We start from the raw sequence: 19,688 nt of genomic DNA on the forward strand, positions 1-19,688 counted from the left end.
GCGAGGTCGTGACTGATGAACAAGCACGCGAAACCGTACTCACGCTGCAGTTCCTTGAACAGCTCGAGCACCTTGGCCTGTACCGACACGTCGAGTGCTGACGTCGGTTCGTCGGCCACCAACAGCGTCGGCTCCAGCGCCAATGCACGAGCGATACCGACGCGCTGACGCTGCCCACCGGACAACTGGTGCGGGTAGCGGTTACGCATGGTCCGCGACAGGTGGACGCGGTCGAGCAATTCCTCGACCTTTCGATTTCGGTCTGCAGCACTGTGCTCGGTGTGCAACAGCATCGGCTCGGCAATCGACTGTCCGATCGGCCAGCGCGGGTTCAGCGACGAACCCGGATCCTGGAACACGATGCCGACCTTGCTTCGCACCGAACGCAGTTCGCGATTAGACAGGTTGGTGATATCGACACCCGCGATCGACAACGAGCCGCCGGTCAGCTTGTTCAGCCCCACCACGGCCTTGCCGATCGTGGACTTGCCCGAGCCGGACTCACCGACGAGACCGACCACCTCACCCATCTCGATATCGAGGCTGACCCCGTCGACGGCCCGGAACACGGTGCGGCCCGGGTACTCGATGACACCGTCGACGATGCTCAGGGCCCGGGTCTCCTCGACGGCACTTGGCTCGGCGATCTTCCCGGCGGTCACGGCCTCGATGCTGCTGCCCAGGTGCGGAACCGAGGCGAGCAACTGCTGCGTGTACGGATGCGATGCATTCTTGAATATGGTTCGCGCAGCGTCTGTTTCGACGATGACGCCGTCCTTCATCACCGCGATGCGGTCGGCCATGTCTGCCACCACACCCATGTCGTGGGTGATCAGCACGATGGAGGCGTCGATGCGATTTCGCAGATCGCGCATCAGGTCGAGAATCTCGGCCTGCACCGTCACGTCCAGGGCGGTGGTCGGCTCGTCCGCGATCAGCAGTGACGGGTCCGAGGACAGCGCCTGGGCGATCATGGCGCGCTGACGCTGACCACCGGAGAGCTGGTGCGGGTAGAAGTTCACCCGCGTTTCCGGATCCGGCATCTCGACGAGCTTGAGGAGCTCGACGGCCCGCGCCTTCGCTTCCTTCTTCGACAGCGAGGTGTGCGCCCGGATGGCCTCGGTGATCTGCCAGCCGATCGAATACACCGGATTGAGCGCCGTCATGGGCTCCTGGAAGATCACCGCGACGTTCTTGCCACGAATGGGTGCGAGCTGCTTCTCGGGCAGCCCGACCAGTTCCTTCTCGCCGAGCTTGATGCTGCCCGACACCCGCGAATTATCGGCCAGCAGACCGGGAATGGCCATCGCGGTGGTCGACTTACCGGATCCGGATTCGCCGACGATGGCCAACACCTCGCCGGAGGCGACAGTGAACGAGACGCTGTCGACGGCCTTGCGCCATACCTTCTCGACCTCGAACTCGACCGTCAGATCGGTGACGGTCAGGACCTTGTCCTTCTGGATGCCCATGTCAGTTCCGTTTCGGATCGAGTGCGTCACGGAGTGCGTCACCGAGCATGATGAACGCGAGCACCGTGACGGAGAGGAACGCGGCCGGGAACAGCACCAGGTGCGGTGCCGTGAGGAACCTGGCCTGACCGAGGTTGATCTGTAGGCCCCAGGAGATCTCGGGCGCCTGCAATCCGATTCCGAGGAACGTCAGCGTCGCCTCGGCCGCGATGAACGTACCCACCGAGATGGTGGCGTAGATGATCACCGGAGCCAGCGCGTTGGGAAGGATGTGTCGCACCAGAATGCGGTAGGTCGACGCTCCCAATGCCTGTGCCGCCTGGACGTATTCACTGTTCTTGATCGAGATCACCGACGATCGCACCAGGCGCATCGCCGTCATCCAGCCGAAGGCCACCAGGGCCAACGACACGGTGAAGATGGTGCGCTGGGCGGTGACGGTGAGCAGGATCAGGGCACCGAGCAGCAGCGGAATTCCGAAGAACACGTCGGTGAAGCGCGCCAGGACGCTGTCGATCGCACCGCCGAAGTAGCCGGCGAGAGCACCGATCAGAACGCCGATGATCAGTACGCCGATCACCGAGAGCACACCGATGGACAGCGAGATGCGCGCACCGTAGATGACGTTGGCGTAGTAGTCGCAGCCTGGATGTCGGTACCGAACCAGTGTGCTGCACTGGGTTTCTGACCGGAATTCGACAGAGAGCACACTCGCGGTCGATGCCGCGGGCGAACAGTTGCGGGAACACCGCCATCACCAGCAGCACCAGCAGCAGGAACGTGCCGATGATGAAGAACGGGCTCTTGCGCAGAAACTTCCACGCGTTGCCCCACAGGCTGGCCTGACCGACCAGCTCGACGGCCTCACCGGTGGCGACGTTGCCGGGCTGGCCCTCGTCTGCGGCGTGCTGAGCTGCGCTCGAATCTTCTTTATTCATAGCGAATCCTAGGATCGAGTACCGCGTAGAGAACGTCCACCACGAGGTTGAAGAAGATGTAGAAGAACACGAAGAGCGTCACGATGCCGACGACGACGGCACCTTCCTGGCGGGCCAGGCCGTCGTAGATCGCGCGGCCGAGACCGGGCAGGTTGAACACCGTCTCGGTCACGATGGCCCCGCCGAGCAGGCCACCGACATCGGCACCGATGAAGGTGACGACAGGAATCAGCGAGTTGCGCAACGCATGGCGAACGATGATGCGCCGGTTGCTGATTCCCTTCGACTTCGCGGTGCGGATGTAGTCCGCGGCCATCGATTCGGCCACCGAGGTGCGCGTCAGACGAGCCACGTACGCCATCGACAGCGATGCGAGCACCAATCCGGGAAGCAGGTAACTCGACCAGCCGTCGTTGATGCCGGAGATCGGGAAGAGCCCCAACTTGAGACCGAGGGTGAACTGGGCGATGAAGCCGAGAACGAACACCGGCACCGACACCAGCAGCGTCGTCGAGATGAGCACCAGGTTGTCGAAGAAGGATCCGCGCTTGAGGGCGGCGAGCACGCCTGCGGCGATACCCATGATGGTCTCGATGACGACGGCCACGATGGTCAATCGGACCGTGACCGGAAGTGCCCGCTCGATGGTGTCGAGGACGGGGCGTCCGGAGAAGTCGGTACCGAAGTCGCCTTGGAAGAAGCCACCGATGTACTTGAAGTACTGCACGAAGAGGTTGTCGTCGAGGTTGAACTCGTCGCGCAGCTGGGCGACGACGCCGGGGGCGAGGGGGCGATCTCCAGCGAGGGCGCGGATGGGATCACCCGGCAGCGCGTAGACCATCGCGAAGATCAAGAACGAGGAGCCGATCAGGACGGGAATCGTCAGCAGTAATCGGCGAGTGATGTAGCGACCCACTGTGTGTCTTCTCCTTGAACAAGGGACGAACCTGCGCCTCGGGTCTTGCCGGCGCAGGTCGGTGTGGGACGGTTACGACCCACGGTTGAACGGGACCCGGTGGGTGACAACCGATCACGCTTGGCTGCCACCCACCTGGGTGCATCGTCAGCTGACTACGACGTCCTCGAGGATGATGTTGCCTCGGTTGTCGATCTTGACGTCGGAGACGCGGTCGGACCACACGGCCTGGTTCAGGCCGTAGAACAGCGGGGTCGCGGGCATCTGATCGATCAGGATGTCCTCGGCCTTCTGGTAGTCCTCGGTAGCAGCGTCGATGTCCTCGGCGTTGTTGCCTTCTACCAGAGCGGCGTCGAATGCCGGGTCGTTGAAGAAGGTGGCGTTGCTGCCGGCCGGCGGCAAGGCCGACACCGAGTACAGCGGGCTGAGGAAGTTGTAGATCGACGGGTAGTCCATGATCCAACCCGAGCGGAAGGGTCCGGTCATGCCCTGAGCGTCCTGCAGCGGCAGGTACTGCGCGAACTGGAGGTCGCCACGCAGCGCGTAGTTCACGCCCAGGTTGTCGCGCAACTGGTTGCCCACCGCGGTCATCCACGGATCGTGGCCCGCACCGGCGTTGAACCACAGGTCCACCGGCTGGCTGCGGTCGAATCCGGCCTCGTCGAGCAGACGGTTGGCCTCGTCCGGGTTGAGCTCGCAGTTGGCTCCACAAGCGTCCTCGCGGTAGCCCTCGACCACGGGAGAGGCGAAAGAGTCTGCCGGAGTACGGGTATCGGTGAAGATCGCGGTCGCGATGGCCTGGCGATCGATGGCCATCGAGAATGCCTTGCGCACGTTCGGATCCTGGAAGCGCGGATCGTACGTCGGGAAGCCGAGTGAGGTGATGTCCGGGCGAGCGCGCTCGCCGTACCGGTCACCGAACGTATCGCGAGCGGTGGCCCACGCGTCCTCGGGGAGGTCGAGCATGACGTCGAGTCCGCCACCCTGAACGTCGTTGTAGCCGGTGCTCACCTCGGTGTAGACCTTGAAGTTGACGCCTGCGGACTGTGCCGCATTGTCGCCTGCGTAATCGTCGTACTTGGTGACGGTGAATCCCTGTCCGGGAACGAAGTCCTCGTCGGCCTTGAACGGGCCGTTACCGATCGGGCGAGCGCCGAAAGCGTCGGGGTCGGCGTAGAACGCCTCGGGCAGCGGATCGAACGCGGTGTAGCCGAGCGTCAGCGGGAAGATGGCGAACGGTCCGGTGAGCTGGACGGTGAAGGTCGTGTCGTCGACGACGTTCAGGCCACTCAGGTCGGTCGCGGTGGGCTCGGCGGTCTCGCTGCCCTGCAGATCTGCGTAGCCTTCGATGTTCTCGAAGAAGTAGGACGCACCGAATGCGTTGGTGCTCAACGCGTTGTAGCTCCACGCCTTGGTGTAGGACTCGGCGGTGACGGGCGTGCCGTCGTGGAACGTCCAGCCGTCCTTGAGCTTGACGGTCCAGGTGGTGTTGTCCTCGGATTCGACGGACTCGGCAACGCCGTTGTACTCGACGCTGTTGTCCTCGTCGTTGAACGTGACCAGCGGAGTGAAGAGCGCCTCGAGGACCTGGCTGCCTTCGCTCTCGGTAGTGTTACCGGGAACCAGCGGGTTCTCCGGCTCGGCGATGTAGATGCTGTAGATCCCGTCTCCACTGCCACCGGAGCTCGAGCCTCCGCCACCACAGGCGGCGAGCAGGCTCGCACTCATCAGCACAGCCGTGGTGACGACCGCGGCACGTTTGATACGCAAGAAAATCCTCCATCCAGATGTGAACACGGGGTCATCCGTGCTCAGTTCCTCGGGCGCGACGCCCGGGGATTCGTGGGCGACCGCATGGCACGGCAGGTGGGCCGTTCCAACGATCTGATGGGATGGACTTTAGACACATCCTGAAACGAACATGTGAACTCCCCCAGATTTTGCTGACCCGTGAGTAAGCCGGAAACATGATCGAAACGTTTCGGCAAGTCGATTTCTCACAGTTCGGACATCGGTGTCGCCACGGGCTCACACCGATGGCCCCGATTACCGCCCAGCGTGCAGAAACTACCGATCACCGCAGATCAGGGGGTTGCAGGCGATTGCAACGGTGCGATTGCCATCACATGTGACTACCCTCACAAGGGGCTCGAGACCGGCACGGAAGTGCAGTTTCATGAGCGAAATGCACCGGACGAAAGTGAGCTATTCGAGATGACGACCAGTACCTCTGGAACCGACGAGACCGTGGTTGCCTCCTACGCACCCTCGGCCGAGTTCACGGCTGCGGCGAACGCCGGAGCCGACCTCTACGCCTCCGCGGAAAAGGATCGACTCGGGTTCTGGGCCGAGCAGGCTCGCCGGCTCCACTGGCACACCCCGTTCACCGAGGTGCTCGACTGGTCCGACGCCCCCGTGGCCAAGTGGTTCGCCGACGGAGAGCTCAACGTCGCCTACAACTGCGTCGACCGCCACGTCATCGACGGACACGGCGACCAGGTGGCAATCCACTGGGAAGGCGAGCCCGGCGACAGCCGCGACGTCACCTACGCCGATCTGCTCGCCGACGTCAGCCAGGCCGCCAACACCCTGACCGAACTCGGCCTCGTCTCCGGCGACCGTGTCGCGATCTACATGCCCATGATCCCCGAGGCCATCGTCTCGATGCTCGCCTGCGCTCGCCTCGGACTGACCCACTCGGTCGTCTTCGCCGGCTTCTCCGCCACCGCACTGCGCTCACGCATCGACGACGCCGAAGCCAAACTCGTCATCACCACCGACGGCCAGTGGCGACGCGGCAAGCCCGCCCCCATCAAGGACACCGTCGACGAGGCCGTCGACGGAGCCGCCTCGATCGAACACGTCCTCGTCGTCAAGCGCACCGACTCCGACGTCGCGTGGACCGAGGGACGCGACCTGTGGTGGCACGAGACCGTCGCGAAGGCGTCGAAAGACCATGAAGCGCAGCCGTTCCCGGCCGAGCATCCCCTCTTCATCCTGTACACCTCCGGTACGACGGGTAAGCCCAAGGGCATCATCCACACCTCCGGCGGCTACCTGACGCAGACCTCGTACACCCACCACAACGTCTTCGACCACAAGGCAGGCAAAGACGTCTACTGGTGCACCGCCGACATCGGCTGGGTCACCGGGCACTCCTACATCGTCTACGGTCCGCTCTCGAATCGCGCGACGCAGGTCGTCTACGAGGGAACGCCCAATTCGCCCGACGAGCACCGGCATTGGAACGTCATCGAGAAGTACAAGGTCTCGATCTACTACACCTCCCCCACCCTCGTTCGTACGTTCATGAAGTGGGGCAAGGACATTCCGGAGGCGCACGATCTGACCTCGATCCGTCTGCTCGGCTCCGTCGGCGAGCCGATCAACCCGAGGCGTGGCGCTGGTTCCGCGACGTCGTCGGCGGCGGAACCGCCCCGATCGTCGACACCTGGTGGCAGACCGAGACCGGCGCGATCATGATCTCCCCGCTGCCCGGCGTCACCGCCACCAAGCCCGGCTCCGCGATGGCCCCGCTGCCCGGTATCTCCGCCAAGATCGTCGACGACGACGCCAAGCCACTGGGCAACGGCGGCAACGGATATCTCGTGCTCGACGAGCCGTGGCCGTCGATGCTGCGCGGCATCTGGGGCGACATGGACCGCTACAAGGACACCTACTGGTCGCGTTACGCCGAGGAAGGCTGGTACTTCGCCGGTGACGGTGCCAAGTACGACGAGGACGGTGCCCTGTGGGTCCTCGGCCGCGTCGACGACGTCATGAACGTCTCCGGCCACCGCATCTCCACCTCCGAGGTGGAATCGGCACTGGTCACCCATCATAGTGTCGCCGAGGCCGCGGTGGTCGGTGCCGCCGACGACACCACCGGTCAGGGCATCGTCGCGTTCGTCATCCTGCGGGCCGGCGAGGAGAACACCGGCGACGCGTTGATCGCGGAACTCAAAGCACAGGTCTCCAAAGAGATTTCGCCGATCGCCAAGCCACGCGAGATCTCCATCGTGCCGGAGTTGCCGAAAACGCGTTCGGGCAAGATCATGCGCCGCCTGCTGCGCGACGTGGCCGAGGGCCGCGAACTCGGCGACGTTTCCACCCTCGTCGACCCGAAGGTATTCGAGGCGATCAAGAAGGGTCGCTGAGTGCCTGCGGCAGTGGTGTGAACAAGTGCCCCCTGAGGCACTTATTCACACCACTGCGCGCCGCGCACTACACGCTGTCGAGCGACTGATCCCGTGTTTCCTTCATGATCAGCAGGGCGATCAGCGTCAACGTCGCAGCGATGGCGAGGTACACGCCCACCCAGCCGACGCCGTAGGAACTCACCAGCCAGGTGGCGATGAACGGTGCCACTGCGGCACCGAGGATCGACGCGGTGTTGTACGAGATTCCCGAGCCCGTGTAGCGCACGTTCGTCGGAAACAGTTCGGGCAGAACGGCACTCATCGGGCCGAAGGTCAGGCCCATCAGTCCGAGGCCGACGCACATGAACACCAGCATCTTGCCCGCCGAGGCGGACGCCGGATCTGCGAACCAGTGGAACGACAGACCGAACAGCACGATCGCCGTGGTGATGACGATCAGCGTGGGACGACGGCCGTACTTGTCGGCCAGCAGCCCGGCCACCGGAATCAGCGCCGCGAAGAACAGCACCGCGATGAGCTGCAGCTCCAGGAAGTCGGTGTACGGAATGGCGAGCTTCGGGCCGTTGACGTCGGACACCTGGCCCGTTCCGTAGCTGACCACCCACGTGGTCATGATGTAGAACAGCGTGTAGGTGGCGAGCATGACGAACGTTCCGATGATCAGCTGACGCCAACTGGTCTTGAACACCTGCGCGAGCGGAGTCTTGACCTTCTGGCCGCGCTCGACGGCCAGCTTGAACACCGGCGTCTCCTCTAGCTTGAGCCGGACGTACAGGCCGATGATGACCATGACGGCGCTGAGCAGGAACGGAATTCGCCAGCCCCAGGTGAGGAACGCATGGTCGGCGCCGGAGTTGACCGAGTCGTAGCCCGTCGCGATGACGATGAGCAGGAAGATGCCGTTGGCGAAGAAGAACCCGATGGGTGCGCCCAGCTGCGGGTACATCGCCGCCCAGGCTCGCTTGCCCGGCTTGGCGGTTTCGGTCGCCAGCAACGCTGCACCGCTCCACTCGCCGCCGAGACCGACGCCCTGGGTGAAGCGCATGATCGCCAGCAGCGCCGGAGCCCACAGGCCCACCGCGGCGTACGTCGGCAACAGTCCGATCGCGAACGTCGCGACACCCATCGTGAGCAGGGACCCGACGAGGGTCGCCTTGCGGCCGATGCGATCGCCGAAGTGGCCGAACAGAATCGACCCGATGGGTCGCGCGACGAAGGCGAGGCCGAAGGTCGCGAACGACGCCAGCAGCGCGGTGGTGTCGTTGCCCGCCGGGAAGAACAGACGGGGGAAGACGAGCACTGCGGCGGTGGCATAGATGTAGAAGTCGAAGAACTCGATGGACGTGCCGACCATCGAGGCGATCACGATGCGTGACCGCGGCACCTGGGGTGCGGGAATTGCGCCGTCGGGGGCGACGGCGTGTGCTGAACTCACGAATGCTCCTGAAGGGGGAAGTTCCCTGCAAATTACCTGATGAACACCTGAGAATTTCACGGCCCGGGGCTGTTCGTTGCCGGTTCGTGCAACATTCTCGTGTTTGCCCGCGCGGACGCGGAGGTACCCGTCCACGACAGCCGGGCGTCGCTCGGCATACAGGAAACAGTTAATCTGCTACCTAGGCACTACTGTCGATACGATCTTCCGCACAACACCGAGCAGAGCGATTACAAGGGGTCGAGAGTTGAGCGTCAGCAATGACAAGGGATACGGAAACGGCGTCCCGAACACGATTTCGTCGATACCTCTGACCGATGTCGATGCCCGCACCCCTGGTAGCGCCAGCATCGGAAATCTCGTCAAGGACGCCACCACTCAGGTCTCGACGCTCGTGCGCGCCGAAGTCGCCCTCGCCAAGGCCGAGGTCACCGGCGAGGTCAAGAAGGGTCTGCAGGGCAGCGTCTTCTTCATCATCGCGTTGACGGTGCTGCTGTTCAGCTCCTTCTTCTTCTTCTTCTTCGCCGCAGAGCTGCTCGATGTGTGGCTCTACCGTTGGGCCGCCTTCCTCATCGTGTTCGTATTCATGGTGTTGGCCGCGGCGCTGTTCGGATTCCTGGGCTACCGCAGGGTCAAGAAGCTGCGCAAGCCCGAGAAGACCATCGACTCGCTCAAGCAGGCGTCGACGGTGCTGCCGAACCAGCACGATTCCATCCCCGGAGTTCCCGGCTACAAGAAGTAGTAGCCCGGCGAATCGAGCAGTATGAATCAGCCCGATCCGTCCACGGTCCGATATCCGGGACAGTGGATCCATCGCGACATCCACGCCAACGGAATCCGGTTCCACATCGTGGAGGTCGGCGAACACGCTCCGGACGCACCGCTGGTGGTTCTGCTGCACGGCTTCGCCGACTTCTGGTACTCGTGGCGACACCAACTCGAGGCGCTTACGCGCTCGGGTGTCCGCGCCATCGCCGTCGACCTGCGCGGATACGGTGACTCCGACAAGCCTCCACGCGGATACGACGGGTGGACCCTCGCCGGCGACATCGTCGGACTGGTTCGCGCCCTGGGTTATCCGCACGCCACGTTCGTCGGCCATGCAGACGGCGGTCTCGTCTGCTGGGCCAGTGTTGCGCTCCACCCCCGCCTGGTGCGTTCGATGGTGCTGATCAACGCCCCGCATCCCATCTCGCTACGTCGCTCCGTGTTGAAGGACTCCGCGCAGCGCGCTGCCCTGCTGCCACACTTCGTTCGCTACCAGGTTCCGTTGCGCCCCGAGAGACTGCTGACGCGTCGAGGCGGCATCGCGGTGGAAGAGCTGATGAGCAGCCGCGCCGGGTCCGCGTGGCAGGGCACCGAGGATTTCTCGGACACCACGGCAAAGATGCGGTCGGCCATCCGAATTCCGGGTGCCGCGCACTGCGCACTCGAATATCAGCGCTGGGCGTTCCGCAGCCAGTTCCGTGCCGAGGGCCGCCGCTTCATGGACGCCGTGGACGTACGCACCTCGATCCCCGTCGCGCAGATCAGCGGCGACCTCGACCCGTATGTGCTGCCCACCACCCTCGACAGAGATCGACACTGGGCACCGGGGCTGACGCGTCGAACGGTGCGGGACGTGGGGCATTACGTGCACCAGGAAGCACCCGACGTGGTGTCCGAGGAGATTCTGCGGGTCGTGCGCGAGAGCTAGACGATGCAGTCGCCCGTGGCGACCGGCACCGGGGCATCGAAACTCTGCGCAAGTTCGTCCGCGATCTCCGTCGCCGTCAGCACGAATCCGGTGTCGGGGTCGTCGACGGCGGCACCGAACACGACTCCGAGTACCTCTCCGGACGAGTTGACCAGCGGTCCACCGGAGTTGCCCTGCCGCACCGATCCGCGGACGGTGTACACCTCGCGTTGGACGGTGCCCGTGCGGTAGATGTCCGGTCCGCTCAGGTTGATGATCTCGCGGATGCGCGCCGGGCTCGCCGTGTACGGTCCGCCGCCGGGATAGCCGAGCACGATGGCGTCCGTTCCGGATTCGGCCGGTGCAGGCGCAAACGGCAGCACCGGGGCCTGGAGCTGCGAAACCCGAAGCACGGCAACATCTTCTTCGGGGTCGAACAACACGACGTCGGCCGCCAGAGGTCCGTTCGGCGAATCGACGGTCACCTCGGACGTGCCTGCGACGACGTGCGCGTTGGTCATCACCAGATCCGATCCGACGACGAAGCCCGAACCTTCCAGCGCCTTCTGGCAGCTCGGCGCGATGCCGTTGATCTTGATGACGCTCGATTGCAGTTGCACCGGAATCGGTCCCGCTGCGATCCCGGAATCGGGTGCGGCGACGTTCGCGACCGGGGTGCGTCCGAACGGTCCGATGACGTCGGGGAGCCCGGACGTATCGAGCAACGCCGAGAATTCCTCGGGTACCTGCCGCAACCAGTCGGGTGCCACCTCGTCGACTTTGCCCAGGACCGTCGAGCCGCGGACCGCACTGGCGACCTCGGGCTGCGAGGACGACGTCAGTGGGATGGCGAGCAGCCACGCGGCCGCGAGAACGGCTGCGGCCTGCAACCCGGCACCGATGGTGCTGTCGACGGATCGTGCTCCGCGCGAATGGATTCCGCTACGCAGTGCCCGCCCGAGAACCATGCCGGCCACCTCACCGACGATCACCAACACCACGATCAGTGCGATTCCGACGAACACCCGCGTTCGCGAACCGTCGACGTGTTCGAGCACGTGCGGCGCCACCAGAATTCCGGCGACGGCACCGAGAACGACACCGAGAAACGCCAGCGCCGACGCCACCGCCCCCTGCCGCCATCCCGACGACGCCGCCAGCAGTGCGATGGCAACCACCGCGATATCGACCCACCCTGAACCTGTCACCGATCGAGCCTCGCTCCTACCGCAGTCAAGCTGGCCTCCAGATCGCGTACGTCCCCCGAGTCCCACTCGGGCTCCCAGCCCGATACAGCCAGCAGACCCGCCAGGATACCGCCCGTGAAGCCCCACACCAGCATTCCCTGCACAGCGAACGCCGGCCCCTGGTAGCCCGCCGGGTGGCGCACCTGGAAGCGATTGTCCGGATCGAGCAACTCGCGCAACGGAACTCGCACCACTCGCTCGGTCTCGCCTGGATCGACGACGCGCACCGGGGTCGGCTGCTTCCAGTACGAGAGCACCGGAACCACGTCGAAGCGCGACGGCGGAACGTAGATGCCGGGCATCGTCGCCAGTGGCACGACGCCCGCCGGATCGAGTCCGGTTTCCTCCTGCGCCTCGCGCAGTGCCGTACCGATCGGGCCGTCGTCGCCCGGGTCGGTCGCCCCACCGGGGAACGCGATTTGTCCGCTGTGATCTCGCAGAGTCGACGCACGCTGGGTCAGCAGGACGTCGGCGTCGGCGGGCAGTCCGCCGGGCGCACCGGGATCGGCGTCGGCAGGTCCGCCGAACAACACCAACACAGCGGCGGATCGCGGCCGGTCGGACGGCGGCGCTTGACGCTGTAGCACCGGGTTGATGCCGGTGGTGTCGGTCAGTCCGCCCGCCCTGCCTGCGACGTCGAGCATCCGCCCGAGCCAGTCGGGTGCACTCACGAATCGACCCCGAGGTTCACGCGAACGGCGTCGGCGATGTCGTCGACGCTCCGGAAGGGTTGTGGCAGCACCTTGGCGACAGTGCCATCCGCAGATATCAAAACGGAAACGGGAAGCACGTTCGGTGCTCCCACGGCGGCGACGACGCGGCCTGCGCCGTCCTGAACTCCAGGCAGAGTGATGCCGTAGTCGGTGAGCCGCGTCAGACCGTTGGCCTCGTTGGCGTCGTTGTGGACCGTCAAGACCTCGATCTTCTCGCCGGCTCGTTCGGCGTATTGCTGCAGGTAGGGCAGCTCTTCGGCACACGGCCCGCACCAGTACGCCCAGATGTTGAGCAGGGCCGGGCGGCCCGCGAGTGCCTGGCCGAGGTCGACGTACGAACCGTCGCCGATGCATTCGAGTGTGATGCCCGTCAGCGGGCCGGCTGACGTTCCCGACGGCGTCGGACATCCCGCGAGACCGGCGTCCTGCCTCAGTGGTGCGAGGGCCTCGAGCGTGTCGACTGCGCGACGTTCGTCCGTCCCCGGCGCTCGTTGCCCGAGGCCGGGAGAGTCCATGGGCTGGGCGGTGGGTGCGGCGTCGTTGCGGGGCCACAGCGCGTAGACCATCCCGACCACCAGGATCAGAGCGACCAGTGACCACCGCAGAGCAGACTTGTTCACGACACGATTCCGGCGAGGGCGAGGAGGTGATCGGTTTCCGGGCCCTTCACCAGCGCGGCCGCGGCGGCGGGGTCGGTCGGACCGGCCCCGAAGGAGGGGCAGTCCTTGGCGAGGACGCACACCCCACATGCGGGCGTACGAGCGTGGCAGACGCGTCGACCGTGAAAGATGACTCGATGCGAGAGCAGCGTCCACTCCTTGCGTTCGATGAGTGCGCCGACGGCGTGCTCGACCTTGACCGGGTCCTGCTCTTCGGTCCACTGCCAGCGCCGAACGAGCCGTCCGAAGTGCGTGTCGACGGTGATTCCCGGAACGTCGAAGGCATTACCGAGCACCACGTTGGCAGTCTTGCGGCCGATCCCGGGAAGCGTGACGAGATCCTTCAGCGTCGCCGGCACCTCGCCGTCGAAATTCTCAACCAACTTCTGTCCGAGGCCGATCAGCGAGTTCGCCTTGTTGCGGTAGAACCCCGTGGTGCGGATGTACTCCTCGAGCTCGGCGCGGTCGGCCTCTGCGTAGTCGCGGGCTGTGCGGTATTTCACGAACAGTGCCGGGGTGACCATGTTGACGCGCTTGTCGGTGCACTGCGCGGACAGGATGGTCGCAACGGCGAGTTCGAGGGGCGTGGTGAAGTCCAGTTCGCAGTACACATGCGGGAAGGCAGTGCTCAACGTCCGGTTCATCCGCCGAGCCCGGCGCACGAGCCCGAGGTGAGTCTCCTCGCGTTTGCGCACGTCGGGGCGTTTCGGAGCTGTCGAATCCACTCCACAACTGTACGGACAAGAATGAGTAACGTTCCTCGCGGCAGCAGTGGGCTGTGTTTGTATCGAGACCTTTTCGGTGTTAACTGGCCGGTATGCAAGGACTCGCCGTGGTGCTCTTTCCGGTACTACTCATGCTCTTCGCACTCGCGATGGAACGCGTCGAGTTCCGGCTCAGCAAGCTCGGCGTCCGGGAGCAGGAAGTGCAGGAGTTCCTGGATCAGGCGAGCAAGTCCGAGGTCGCCACTCTGGCGAACGAGGGCTTCCCGCATGCATTGGCCCGATTCAACACCCGCAAGCGCCGCCAGACCCCGCCGCGGACCGTCGACACGCGCGACGGCATGGTCGACCAACGCGCCAGCTGAACGCACGTTTTGTCCCATTGGTCGTAATTTCGGTGAATTTCGGGTGAACGGGAACACACGCCCGAGACCTCTGGCAACCTGTGGTGGCGTCGATCACTCGGTTTCCACCGACTCGAAGTAGACTCCCCTGAGGTAATTGTTGTGTTTGATCATCGGATCGACGTCGACGCCTGAACTGCACCGCAGTTCGGTGCATGGCACGAACTGTGTACAAACGCGTTCGGTGGTGCGGGTTGCCGCGTCACCGACATCCCAAAAGGAGCGCAAGTGGACGACGTCCTGGCACGGGCCGGCATCTTCCAAGGAGTCGAACCCTCTGCGGTTGCGGCACTGACGAAGCAGCTGCAGCCTGTCGATTTCCCCCGTGGACACGTGGTGTTCAACGAGGGTGAGCCCGGAGACCGGCTCTACATCATCGTTTCCGGCAAGATCAAGCTCGGGCGACGCTCCCCCGACGGCCGCGAGAACCTGCTGACGATCATGGGACCGTCGGACATGTTCGGCGAGCTGTCGATCTTCGACCCCGGCCCCCGTACGTCCTCGGCCACCACGGTCACCGAGGTGCGCGCGGTCAGCATGGACCGAGCGGCACTCAAGGACTGGATAGACCAGCGCCCCGAGATCGCCGAGCAGTTGCTGCGCGTACTGGCCCGCCGGTTGCGTCGCACCAACAACAACCTGGCCGACCTCATCTTCACCGACGTCCCCGGACGCGTGGCGAAGGCGCTGCTGCAGCTGGCACAGCGCTTCGGCACCCAGGAAGCGGGCTCGCTGCGCGTCACCCACGACCTGACGCAGGAAGAGATCGCTCAGCTCGTCGGTGCCTCTCGTGAGACCGTCAACAAGGCACTGGCCGACTTCGCACACCGCGGATGGCTGCGCCTCGAAGGCAAGTCCGTGCTGATCTCGGACTCCGAGCGTCTGGCACGCCGAGCTCGCTAGGCCGAGTTCCGTCGAGACAGCAGCTCGCTAGCTCTCGCGGAGGTAGGCCAGCTGCGTCTTGACCGACATCCGCGCAGCCGGCCACAACTTCTTGTCCACGTCCGCATAGACGTGCCGTACCACCTGCATCGGTTTCGCGTTCTCGCCGAGCTCGGCGAGCGCCGAGCGAACCTGATCCAGCCGCTGCCGACGGTGGGCGCGATACGCTCGCGCCACCTCGGCGGTGTCCGGCAACTCCGGCCCGTGACCGGGAAGCACGGTCTTCCCTGCTCCGGCTGCTTCGAGCCGGTCCAACGACTGCAGATAATCCGCGAGCGAGCCGTCCTTCGGGTCCAGGACCGTGGTGCCGCGGCCGAGGATCGTGTCTCCCGTCAGGATCGCGTCGTCCAGCACGAAACTCACCGAATCCGCGGTGTGACCGGGCGTGTGCAGAACTTCGATCCGAAGCCCGGCGGCCTCGATGACCTCTCCGTGGGCCAGGCTCACGCCGTCCCCGTGCAGGAACTTCTCCCCGACCGCGCGCACCGGGGCCGCCGTCTTTCGGTGAAAACGCTTCAGCCACCGGTGTGATCGGCGTGGCGATGCGTCACCAGGGTCAGCACCACCGTGCCCGACGCGGCGACGGCGTCGAGATGGGCTCGGTCCTTCGGCCCCGGATCGACGACGATGCACTCCTCGGACCCCGGTGCCTGCAGAATCCAGGTGTTCGTTCCGTCGAGCGTCATCTTGCCCGGGTTGTCGGCGAGCAGAACCGACGCAGTGGGCGTCACCTGCCGGAGTAATCCGTACGCGGGATGCTGGGGGTTAGAAACGGCCATTGAAATACTGTAGGTCGCCGGCCCCAGGCGCTGTCCATGCGGACTACCGTCGACACCTATGAAGATCGGACTCGTCGGAGCGGGCCCCTGGGCTCACAAGACTCAAGCCCCCTCGTTGCTCGCTCATCCCGGCGTCGACTTCGCCGGAGTGTGGGCCCGACGGCCCGAGGCGGCGGCCGAGATGGGGGCACCGGTCTTCGAATCGTTCGATGCCCTGCTGGGTGCGGTCGACGCGGTTGCCTTCGCGGTACCACCGGCCGTGCAGGCCGGGTACGCGCTCCGCGCGGTGCAGGCGGGCAAACATGTGTTGTTGGACAAGCCGATTGCCGCAACGGTGGCCGAGGCCGAGGAACTCGCCTCGGCAGTGACGGCTGCAGGCGTGCGCTCGATGGTGACGCTGACTCTCCGGTTCGCCCCAGAGACAAGGCAATTCCTCGACGCGGTCGCCGGGCGACCGTGGGCAGCGGGCTCGGGAACCTGGTTCTCCGGTGCCGTCCTCGGCGGGGCGTACGCGAACTCGCAGTGGCGACACGACGACGGGGCGATCCTCGACATCGGGCCACACGTGTTCGACCTGCTCGACGCCGCACTGGGAACCATTGCACACGTTGCCTATTCACACCGCGAGGTGGCGGCGGACAGTTGGACCGTGGTGCTCGAGCACGAGGGCGGAGCCCGCAGCACGGTGCACTTGTCGGTGCGGACGCCGATCATGCCGTCCCTGATGCGAATCGAACTCAGCGGCACCGACGGCGTCGCCACTCTCACCGACCGATCGACCTCGTCGACCGACTGCTTCGCCGTCCTGCTGGACGAATTCCTCGAGTCGGTCGACAAGGGTGTCGATCACGAATGCTCGGTACACCGAGGACTGCACCTGCAGAAGGTGATTGACGGGGCGCGTAAGTGGGCACCCCGATTCGATGACCACGATTGACGTCAAAGACGCGATGTTCCACTACGTCTCCGCGCCGCATCGTTCGATGGACCAGTACATGACGATCGTGTTCGACTCGGACGCTGCGGAAGCGCCGAGCTTCGAGGACGTCGTGGCGCATCTCGAACGACGTGCGCGACGCGTTCCGAGATTGAAGATCCGCATCTGCGAGGCGCTCGGCCAGCTCGAGCACCCCCGGTGGGTGAACGATCCGCTGCCCGTTCGCGACCACGTGGTCGATCATGATCTGGCGGACGGCCGGCACACGTTGGAATCCTTTCTGGCCGAGCTGTCCACCGTTCCGATCGATGCAACCGACCGCGCGTGGACCGTCCACGTCGGCCGTGGGGCACCGTCGATCGAGGGCGTGCGCGGCGTGGCCACGGTGGTGGTCGTTCAGATCAGTCACGCCCTGTCCGATGGGTCCGTCGGCACGGGCATCGCGCGAGCTCTGTTCGGGCCGGACGAGTTGACGGAGAACGTGCATTTCGCCGACGACCCTGCGGTGTCACGTCCGCGCCCGATACGCGATGCACTCCGAGGTCTGCTGCTTCTTCCGGTCCGCTGGCTGCGCTCGCAGAAGACGATGCGTCGGTCGCAGCGTGGATACTCGGCCGCCGTCGCCACGGGTGAGATTTTCGCGCCGCAGCCGGTGCAGACCACTTACCTCAATGCACACCCGGACGGCACCCGAGCCGTACACATATTGCAATTCCCGAAAGATCGATGGACCAGCGGCACCGCGACCGTCACGGTCACCGCACTCACCGCAGTGGGTGCAGCCTTGCGTGAACACCTCGGGATGCACGGAGAGGAAGCTGTGGAGCATCTCCGTGCGCTGGTTCCCGCCGCACTGGATACGTCGGTGGAGTGGCCGGCCATCAATCGCACGATTCCCACTGCCGTCGCTCTGCACCCGCAGCTGACCGACGCGACGGAGCGGGCATACGCCGTCTCGCGCGCAATGACACCCCAACGGGCTCACGTGAACGATCGCCGTCACGTCGACGCCACCCGCTCCGCCGAGGGCTACCCAGCCGCTCTGCTGATCGGTTTCGGGCGCCGAACCCGGCTCGCTGCTCAGCGCACCGGAATGCCCGAACGCACGACCACACACACCACGGTGTCCAGCGTGAACCGGACGAGCTTGACCCTCGAACTGGGGTCGAATCGGGCGAGACTGTTCGCAGGAACGGCCTCACTCGGTCCCGGCTGCAGCCTGAGCCACGCAGTCTACGGGTACGGCGATGTCGTGACGGTCTGCGTAACAGCCTGCCCTACAACGGTTCCCGACCACGCCGGCTATGTCGAGACTCTACGAACGGCGATCGAGGAGACCTGCTCAGCGCTGCACGACCGTTAACTCGACTACTGCAGTTCGACGATGAGCTCCACTTCCACCGAAGCACCGAGGGGCAATTCGGCGACACCCACGGCCGAGCGCGCATGCTTGCCTGCATCGCCGAAGATCTCACCGATGACGTTCGACGCCCCGTTGATCACCCCGGGCTGACCGGTGAATCCCGGTGCGGAGGCGACGAAGCCGACCGCCTTGATCACCCGGGCCACCGAATCGATGCCGACGAGCGCGTGCACGGCGGCGAGCGCGTTCAGGGCGCAGATGCGTGCCGCTGCGGTGGCGTCCTCAGCGGTGACGTCGCCGCCGACCTTGCCCGCGGACGTGAGGTTTCCGTCCACGATCGGCAACTGGCCGGAGGTGTGGACGAGCGAGCCCACCTGCACCGCCGGGACGTAGGCCGCCAGCGGCGGTACGACGTCGGGCAGCTCGATGCCCAGCTCGGACAGTCGTTCGCTCCACTTCGCCACGGCCGCTCAGGCCTTCGGGCGCTTGAAGTACGCGACCAACGTGTCGCCGCCGTTGGGTCCCGCCATGATTGTGACGAGCTCCCAACCCTCGGAGCCGTAGTTGTCGAGGATCTGCTTGGTGGCGTGAATCAGAACAGGTGCGGTGAAGTATTCCCAGATGGTCTTTTCGCTCATGACTGATGAGCCTATCGTTCGGTTCCGCCCCCGCGGTGCCGGAACTACAGTCGTTGCATGGATCGGCTCGATATCAAGGACGCCATCTATCACTTCGCGCGCGACCGCGGTGATTCTCGAGACCAGTTCTCCCTGACTGCGTTCGACTCGGTCGATCGCGCCGCGCCCTCGTTCGACGAGATCGTCGCGCACATGGAGGCCCGTGCGCCCCTCGTTCCCGGCCTGAGACTGCGGCTTCGGGAGGCACCGCTGAATCTGGACTATCCGCGATGGGTACCCGATACCTCCCCGCTGGCCGAACGGATGTCCGATCACGATCTCGGCGGTGCGTCCTGGGCCGATTTCGAGACCTTGATGGGCGACCTGCTCCGCACCCGTCTCGATCTCCGAGAACACTCCTGGCACCTGTACGTGGTGCGTGGAATCGGTTCTGCTCCGTTGATGCAGGGTCCGGTCACGGTGGTGATACTGCAGGTCGGGCATGCTCTGACCGATGGGCTGGGCGTGTCGAAGATGGTTCGCGCACTTGTTCGAGCCGTCGTCCGCGACAGGTGCGGCAGCGTCTTCGGAGACCGATCCCGAGCGGGAGAACCCCGTCGTCGGCGTTCTCGGTGCTGTGGTTCGGGCACCGGTGGATCTCGTGCGATCGCGGTGGGAGGCCCGCCGAGCGATTCGCGCCTACCGGGGG

Annotated in this window: 18 protein-coding genes and 3 pseudogenes; 9 read left to right on the forward strand and 12 right to left on the reverse strand. The window is 65.0% G+C overall.

The genetic code is table 11. From position 1 onward, the window contains the following. Positions 1-1,472 (reverse strand): ABC transporter ATP-binding protein (locus RHBS_RS10690; protein ID WP_145977503.1); only part of this gene is annotated, 1,472 nt, incomplete at its 3' end. A gap of 1 nt (position 1,473) precedes the next feature. Continuing rightward, positions 1,474-2,308 (reverse strand): annotated as a pseudogene (locus RHBS_RS10695) (ABC transporter permease). Here RHBS_RS10695 and RHBS_RS30410 point away from each other — a divergent pair. Next, positions 2,210-2,422, forward strand: a complete 213-nt coding sequence (locus RHBS_RS30410; RefSeq protein ID WP_237669153.1) for a hypothetical protein — start codon at positions 2,210-2,212, stop codon at positions 2,420-2,422. The pseudogene RHBS_RS10695 and the gene RHBS_RS30410 overlap by 99 nt on opposite strands. On the opposite strand, the gene RHBS_RS10700 is transcribed toward RHBS_RS30410, so the two are convergent. Then, positions 2,403-3,326 (reverse strand): ABC transporter permease, encoded by a 924-nt coding sequence (locus RHBS_RS10700; protein ID WP_121872052.1) that lies wholly within the window; start codon positions 3,324-3,326, stop codon positions 2,403-2,405. The two genes, RHBS_RS30410 and RHBS_RS10700, sit on opposite strands and share 20 nt — an antisense overlap. Positions 3,327-3,473: 147 nt before the next feature. Next, positions 3,474-5,096, reverse strand: coding sequence for an ABC transporter substrate-binding protein (locus RHBS_RS10705; protein ID WP_237669150.1), 1,623 nt, complete (start codon positions 5,094-5,096; stop codon positions 3,474-3,476). 444 nt (positions 5,097-5,540) lie between these two features. Here RHBS_RS10705 and acs point away from each other — a divergent pair. Beyond that, positions 5,541-7,483 (forward strand): annotated as a pseudogene (gene acs / locus RHBS_RS10710) (acetate--CoA ligase). A 67-nt stretch (positions 7,484-7,550) separates the two neighbouring features. Here the strand turns inward: acs and RHBS_RS10715 are convergent. Further along, positions 7,551-8,921 (reverse strand): MFS transporter, encoded by a 1,371-nt coding sequence (locus RHBS_RS10715; protein WP_183130363.1) that lies wholly within the window; start codon positions 8,919-8,921, stop codon positions 7,551-7,553. A gap of 247 nt (positions 8,922-9,168) precedes the next feature. Between RHBS_RS10715 and RHBS_RS10720 the strand changes: the two genes are divergently transcribed. Both RHBS_RS10720 and RHBS_RS10725 read left to right on the forward strand, forming a co-directional pair. After that, the gene (locus RHBS_RS10720; RefSeq protein WP_121872051.1) at positions 9,169-9,663 is read left to right on the forward strand and encodes a phage holin family protein; all 495 of its coding nucleotides are present in this window, start codon (positions 9,169-9,171) and stop codon (positions 9,661-9,663) included. Positions 9,664-9,684: 21 nt separating this feature from the next. Beyond that, complete coding sequence (locus tag RHBS_RS10725; protein ID WP_121872050.1) at positions 9,685-10,617, forward strand: alpha/beta fold hydrolase; 933 nt, start codon at positions 9,685-9,687, stop codon at positions 10,615-10,617. Here the strand turns inward: RHBS_RS10725 and marP are convergent. The 4 genes from marP to nth are packed head-to-tail and all read right to left on the reverse strand — an operon-like array spanning position 10,614 to position 13,859. After that, on the reverse strand, positions 10,614-11,804 hold the full coding sequence (marP, locus tag RHBS_RS10730; RefSeq protein ID WP_121872049.1) for an acid resistance serine protease MarP: 1,191 nt from the start codon (positions 11,802-11,804) through the stop codon (positions 10,614-10,616). The two genes, RHBS_RS10725 and marP, sit on opposite strands and share 4 nt — an antisense overlap. Next, the gene (locus RHBS_RS10735) at positions 11,801-12,487 is read right to left on the reverse strand and encodes a CoA pyrophosphatase (RefSeq protein WP_128645534.1); all 687 of its coding nucleotides are present in this window, start codon (positions 12,485-12,487) and stop codon (positions 11,801-11,803) included. Before RHBS_RS10735 ends, marP begins: the two co-directional genes overlap by 4 nt. A 23-nt stretch (positions 12,488-12,510) precedes the next feature. Then, positions 12,511-13,176, reverse strand: a complete 666-nt coding sequence (locus RHBS_RS10740) for a TlpA family protein disulfide reductase (protein ID WP_374700573.1) — start codon at positions 13,174-13,176, stop codon at positions 12,511-12,513. Then, positions 13,173-13,859 (reverse strand): endonuclease III, encoded by a 687-nt coding sequence (gene nth / locus RHBS_RS10745; protein ID WP_237669152.1) that lies wholly within the window; start codon positions 13,857-13,859, stop codon positions 13,173-13,175. The genes RHBS_RS10740 and nth overlap by 4 nt, the downstream gene beginning before the upstream one ends. Before the next feature lie 173 nt (positions 13,860-14,032). Between nth and RHBS_RS10750 the strand changes: the two genes are divergently transcribed. Together RHBS_RS10750 and RHBS_RS10755 are read left to right on the forward strand one after the other, a co-directional pair. Continuing rightward, positions 14,033-14,302, forward strand: a complete 270-nt coding sequence (locus RHBS_RS10750) for a hypothetical protein (protein ID WP_121872047.1) — start codon at positions 14,033-14,035, stop codon at positions 14,300-14,302. 267 nt (positions 14,303-14,569) lie between these two features. Continuing rightward, entirely contained in the window at positions 14,570-15,244 is a 675-nt protein-coding gene (locus RHBS_RS10755) for a Crp/Fnr family transcriptional regulator (protein ID WP_027494494.1), read from the forward strand. 27 nt (positions 15,245-15,271) lie between these two features. Here RHBS_RS10755 and RHBS_RS10760 read toward each other — a convergent pair. After that, a pseudogene (locus RHBS_RS10760) lies at positions 15,272-16,062 on the reverse strand (MBL fold metallo-hydrolase). 58 nt (positions 16,063-16,120) lie between these two features. Here RHBS_RS10760 and RHBS_RS10765 point away from each other — a divergent pair. Continuing rightward, a complete protein-coding gene (locus RHBS_RS10765) occupies positions 16,121-16,999 on the forward strand; it encodes a Gfo/Idh/MocA family protein (RefSeq protein WP_121872045.1) in 879 nt (292 codons plus the stop codon). Next, positions 16,986-18,362: a wax ester/triacylglycerol synthase domain-containing protein gene (locus RHBS_RS10770; RefSeq protein WP_121872044.1), complete on the forward strand. Its 1,377-nt coding sequence runs from the start codon at positions 16,986-16,988 to the stop codon at positions 18,360-18,362. The genes RHBS_RS10765 and RHBS_RS10770 overlap by 14 nt, the downstream gene beginning before the upstream one ends. A gap of 5 nt (positions 18,363-18,367) precedes the next feature. Here RHBS_RS10770 and RHBS_RS10775 read toward each other — a convergent pair whose 3' ends face one another. Together RHBS_RS10775 and RHBS_RS10780 are read right to left on the reverse strand one after the other, a co-directional pair. Continuing rightward, a complete protein-coding gene (locus RHBS_RS10775) occupies positions 18,368-18,826 on the reverse strand; it encodes a RidA family protein (protein ID WP_121872043.1) in 459 nt (152 codons plus the stop codon). 6 nt (positions 18,827-18,832) lie between these two features. Beyond that, the gene (locus RHBS_RS10780) at positions 18,833-19,000 is read right to left on the reverse strand and encodes a DUF4177 domain-containing protein (RefSeq protein WP_121872042.1); all 168 of its coding nucleotides are present in this window, start codon (positions 18,998-19,000) and stop codon (positions 18,833-18,835) included. Between the two features lie 57 nt (positions 19,001-19,057). On the opposite strand from RHBS_RS10780, the gene RHBS_RS10785 reads away from it, so the two are divergent. After that, on the forward strand, positions 19,058-19,688 hold a 631-nt coding region (locus RHBS_RS10785; RefSeq protein WP_237669151.1), incomplete at its 3' end, for a wax ester/triacylglycerol synthase family O-acyltransferase.

The organism is Rhodococcus sp. BS-15 (genome assembly GCF_000813105.1).
Classification (GTDB): domain Bacteria; phylum Actinomycetota; class Actinomycetes; order Mycobacteriales; family Mycobacteriaceae; genus Rhodococcoides.

Coding starts and splice junctions, on each gene's coding strand:
- RHBS_RS10725 (WP_121872050.1), top strand. CDS start 9,685: ATGAATCAGCCCGATCCGTCCACGGTCCGATATCCGGGACAGTGGATC.
- RHBS_RS10735 (WP_128645534.1), bottom strand. CDS start 12,487: ATGCTCGACGTCGCAGGCAGGGCGGGCGGACTGACCGACACCACCGGC.
- nth (WP_237669152.1), bottom strand. CDS start 13,859: ATGAACCGGACGTTGAGCACTGCCTTCCCGCATGTGTACTGCGAACTG.
- RHBS_RS10750 (WP_121872047.1), top strand. CDS start 14,033: ATGCAAGGACTCGCCGTGGTGCTCTTTCCGGTACTACTCATGCTCTTC.
- RHBS_RS10765 (WP_121872045.1), top strand. CDS start 16,121: ATGAAGATCGGACTCGTCGGAGCGGGCCCCTGGGCTCACAAGACTCAA.
- RHBS_RS10770 (WP_121872044.1), top strand. CDS start 16,986: ATGACCACGATTGACGTCAAAGACGCGATGTTCCACTACGTCTCCGCG.
- RHBS_RS10780 (WP_121872042.1), bottom strand. CDS start 19,000: ATGAGCGAAAAGACCATCTGGGAATACTTCACCGCACCTGTTCTGATT.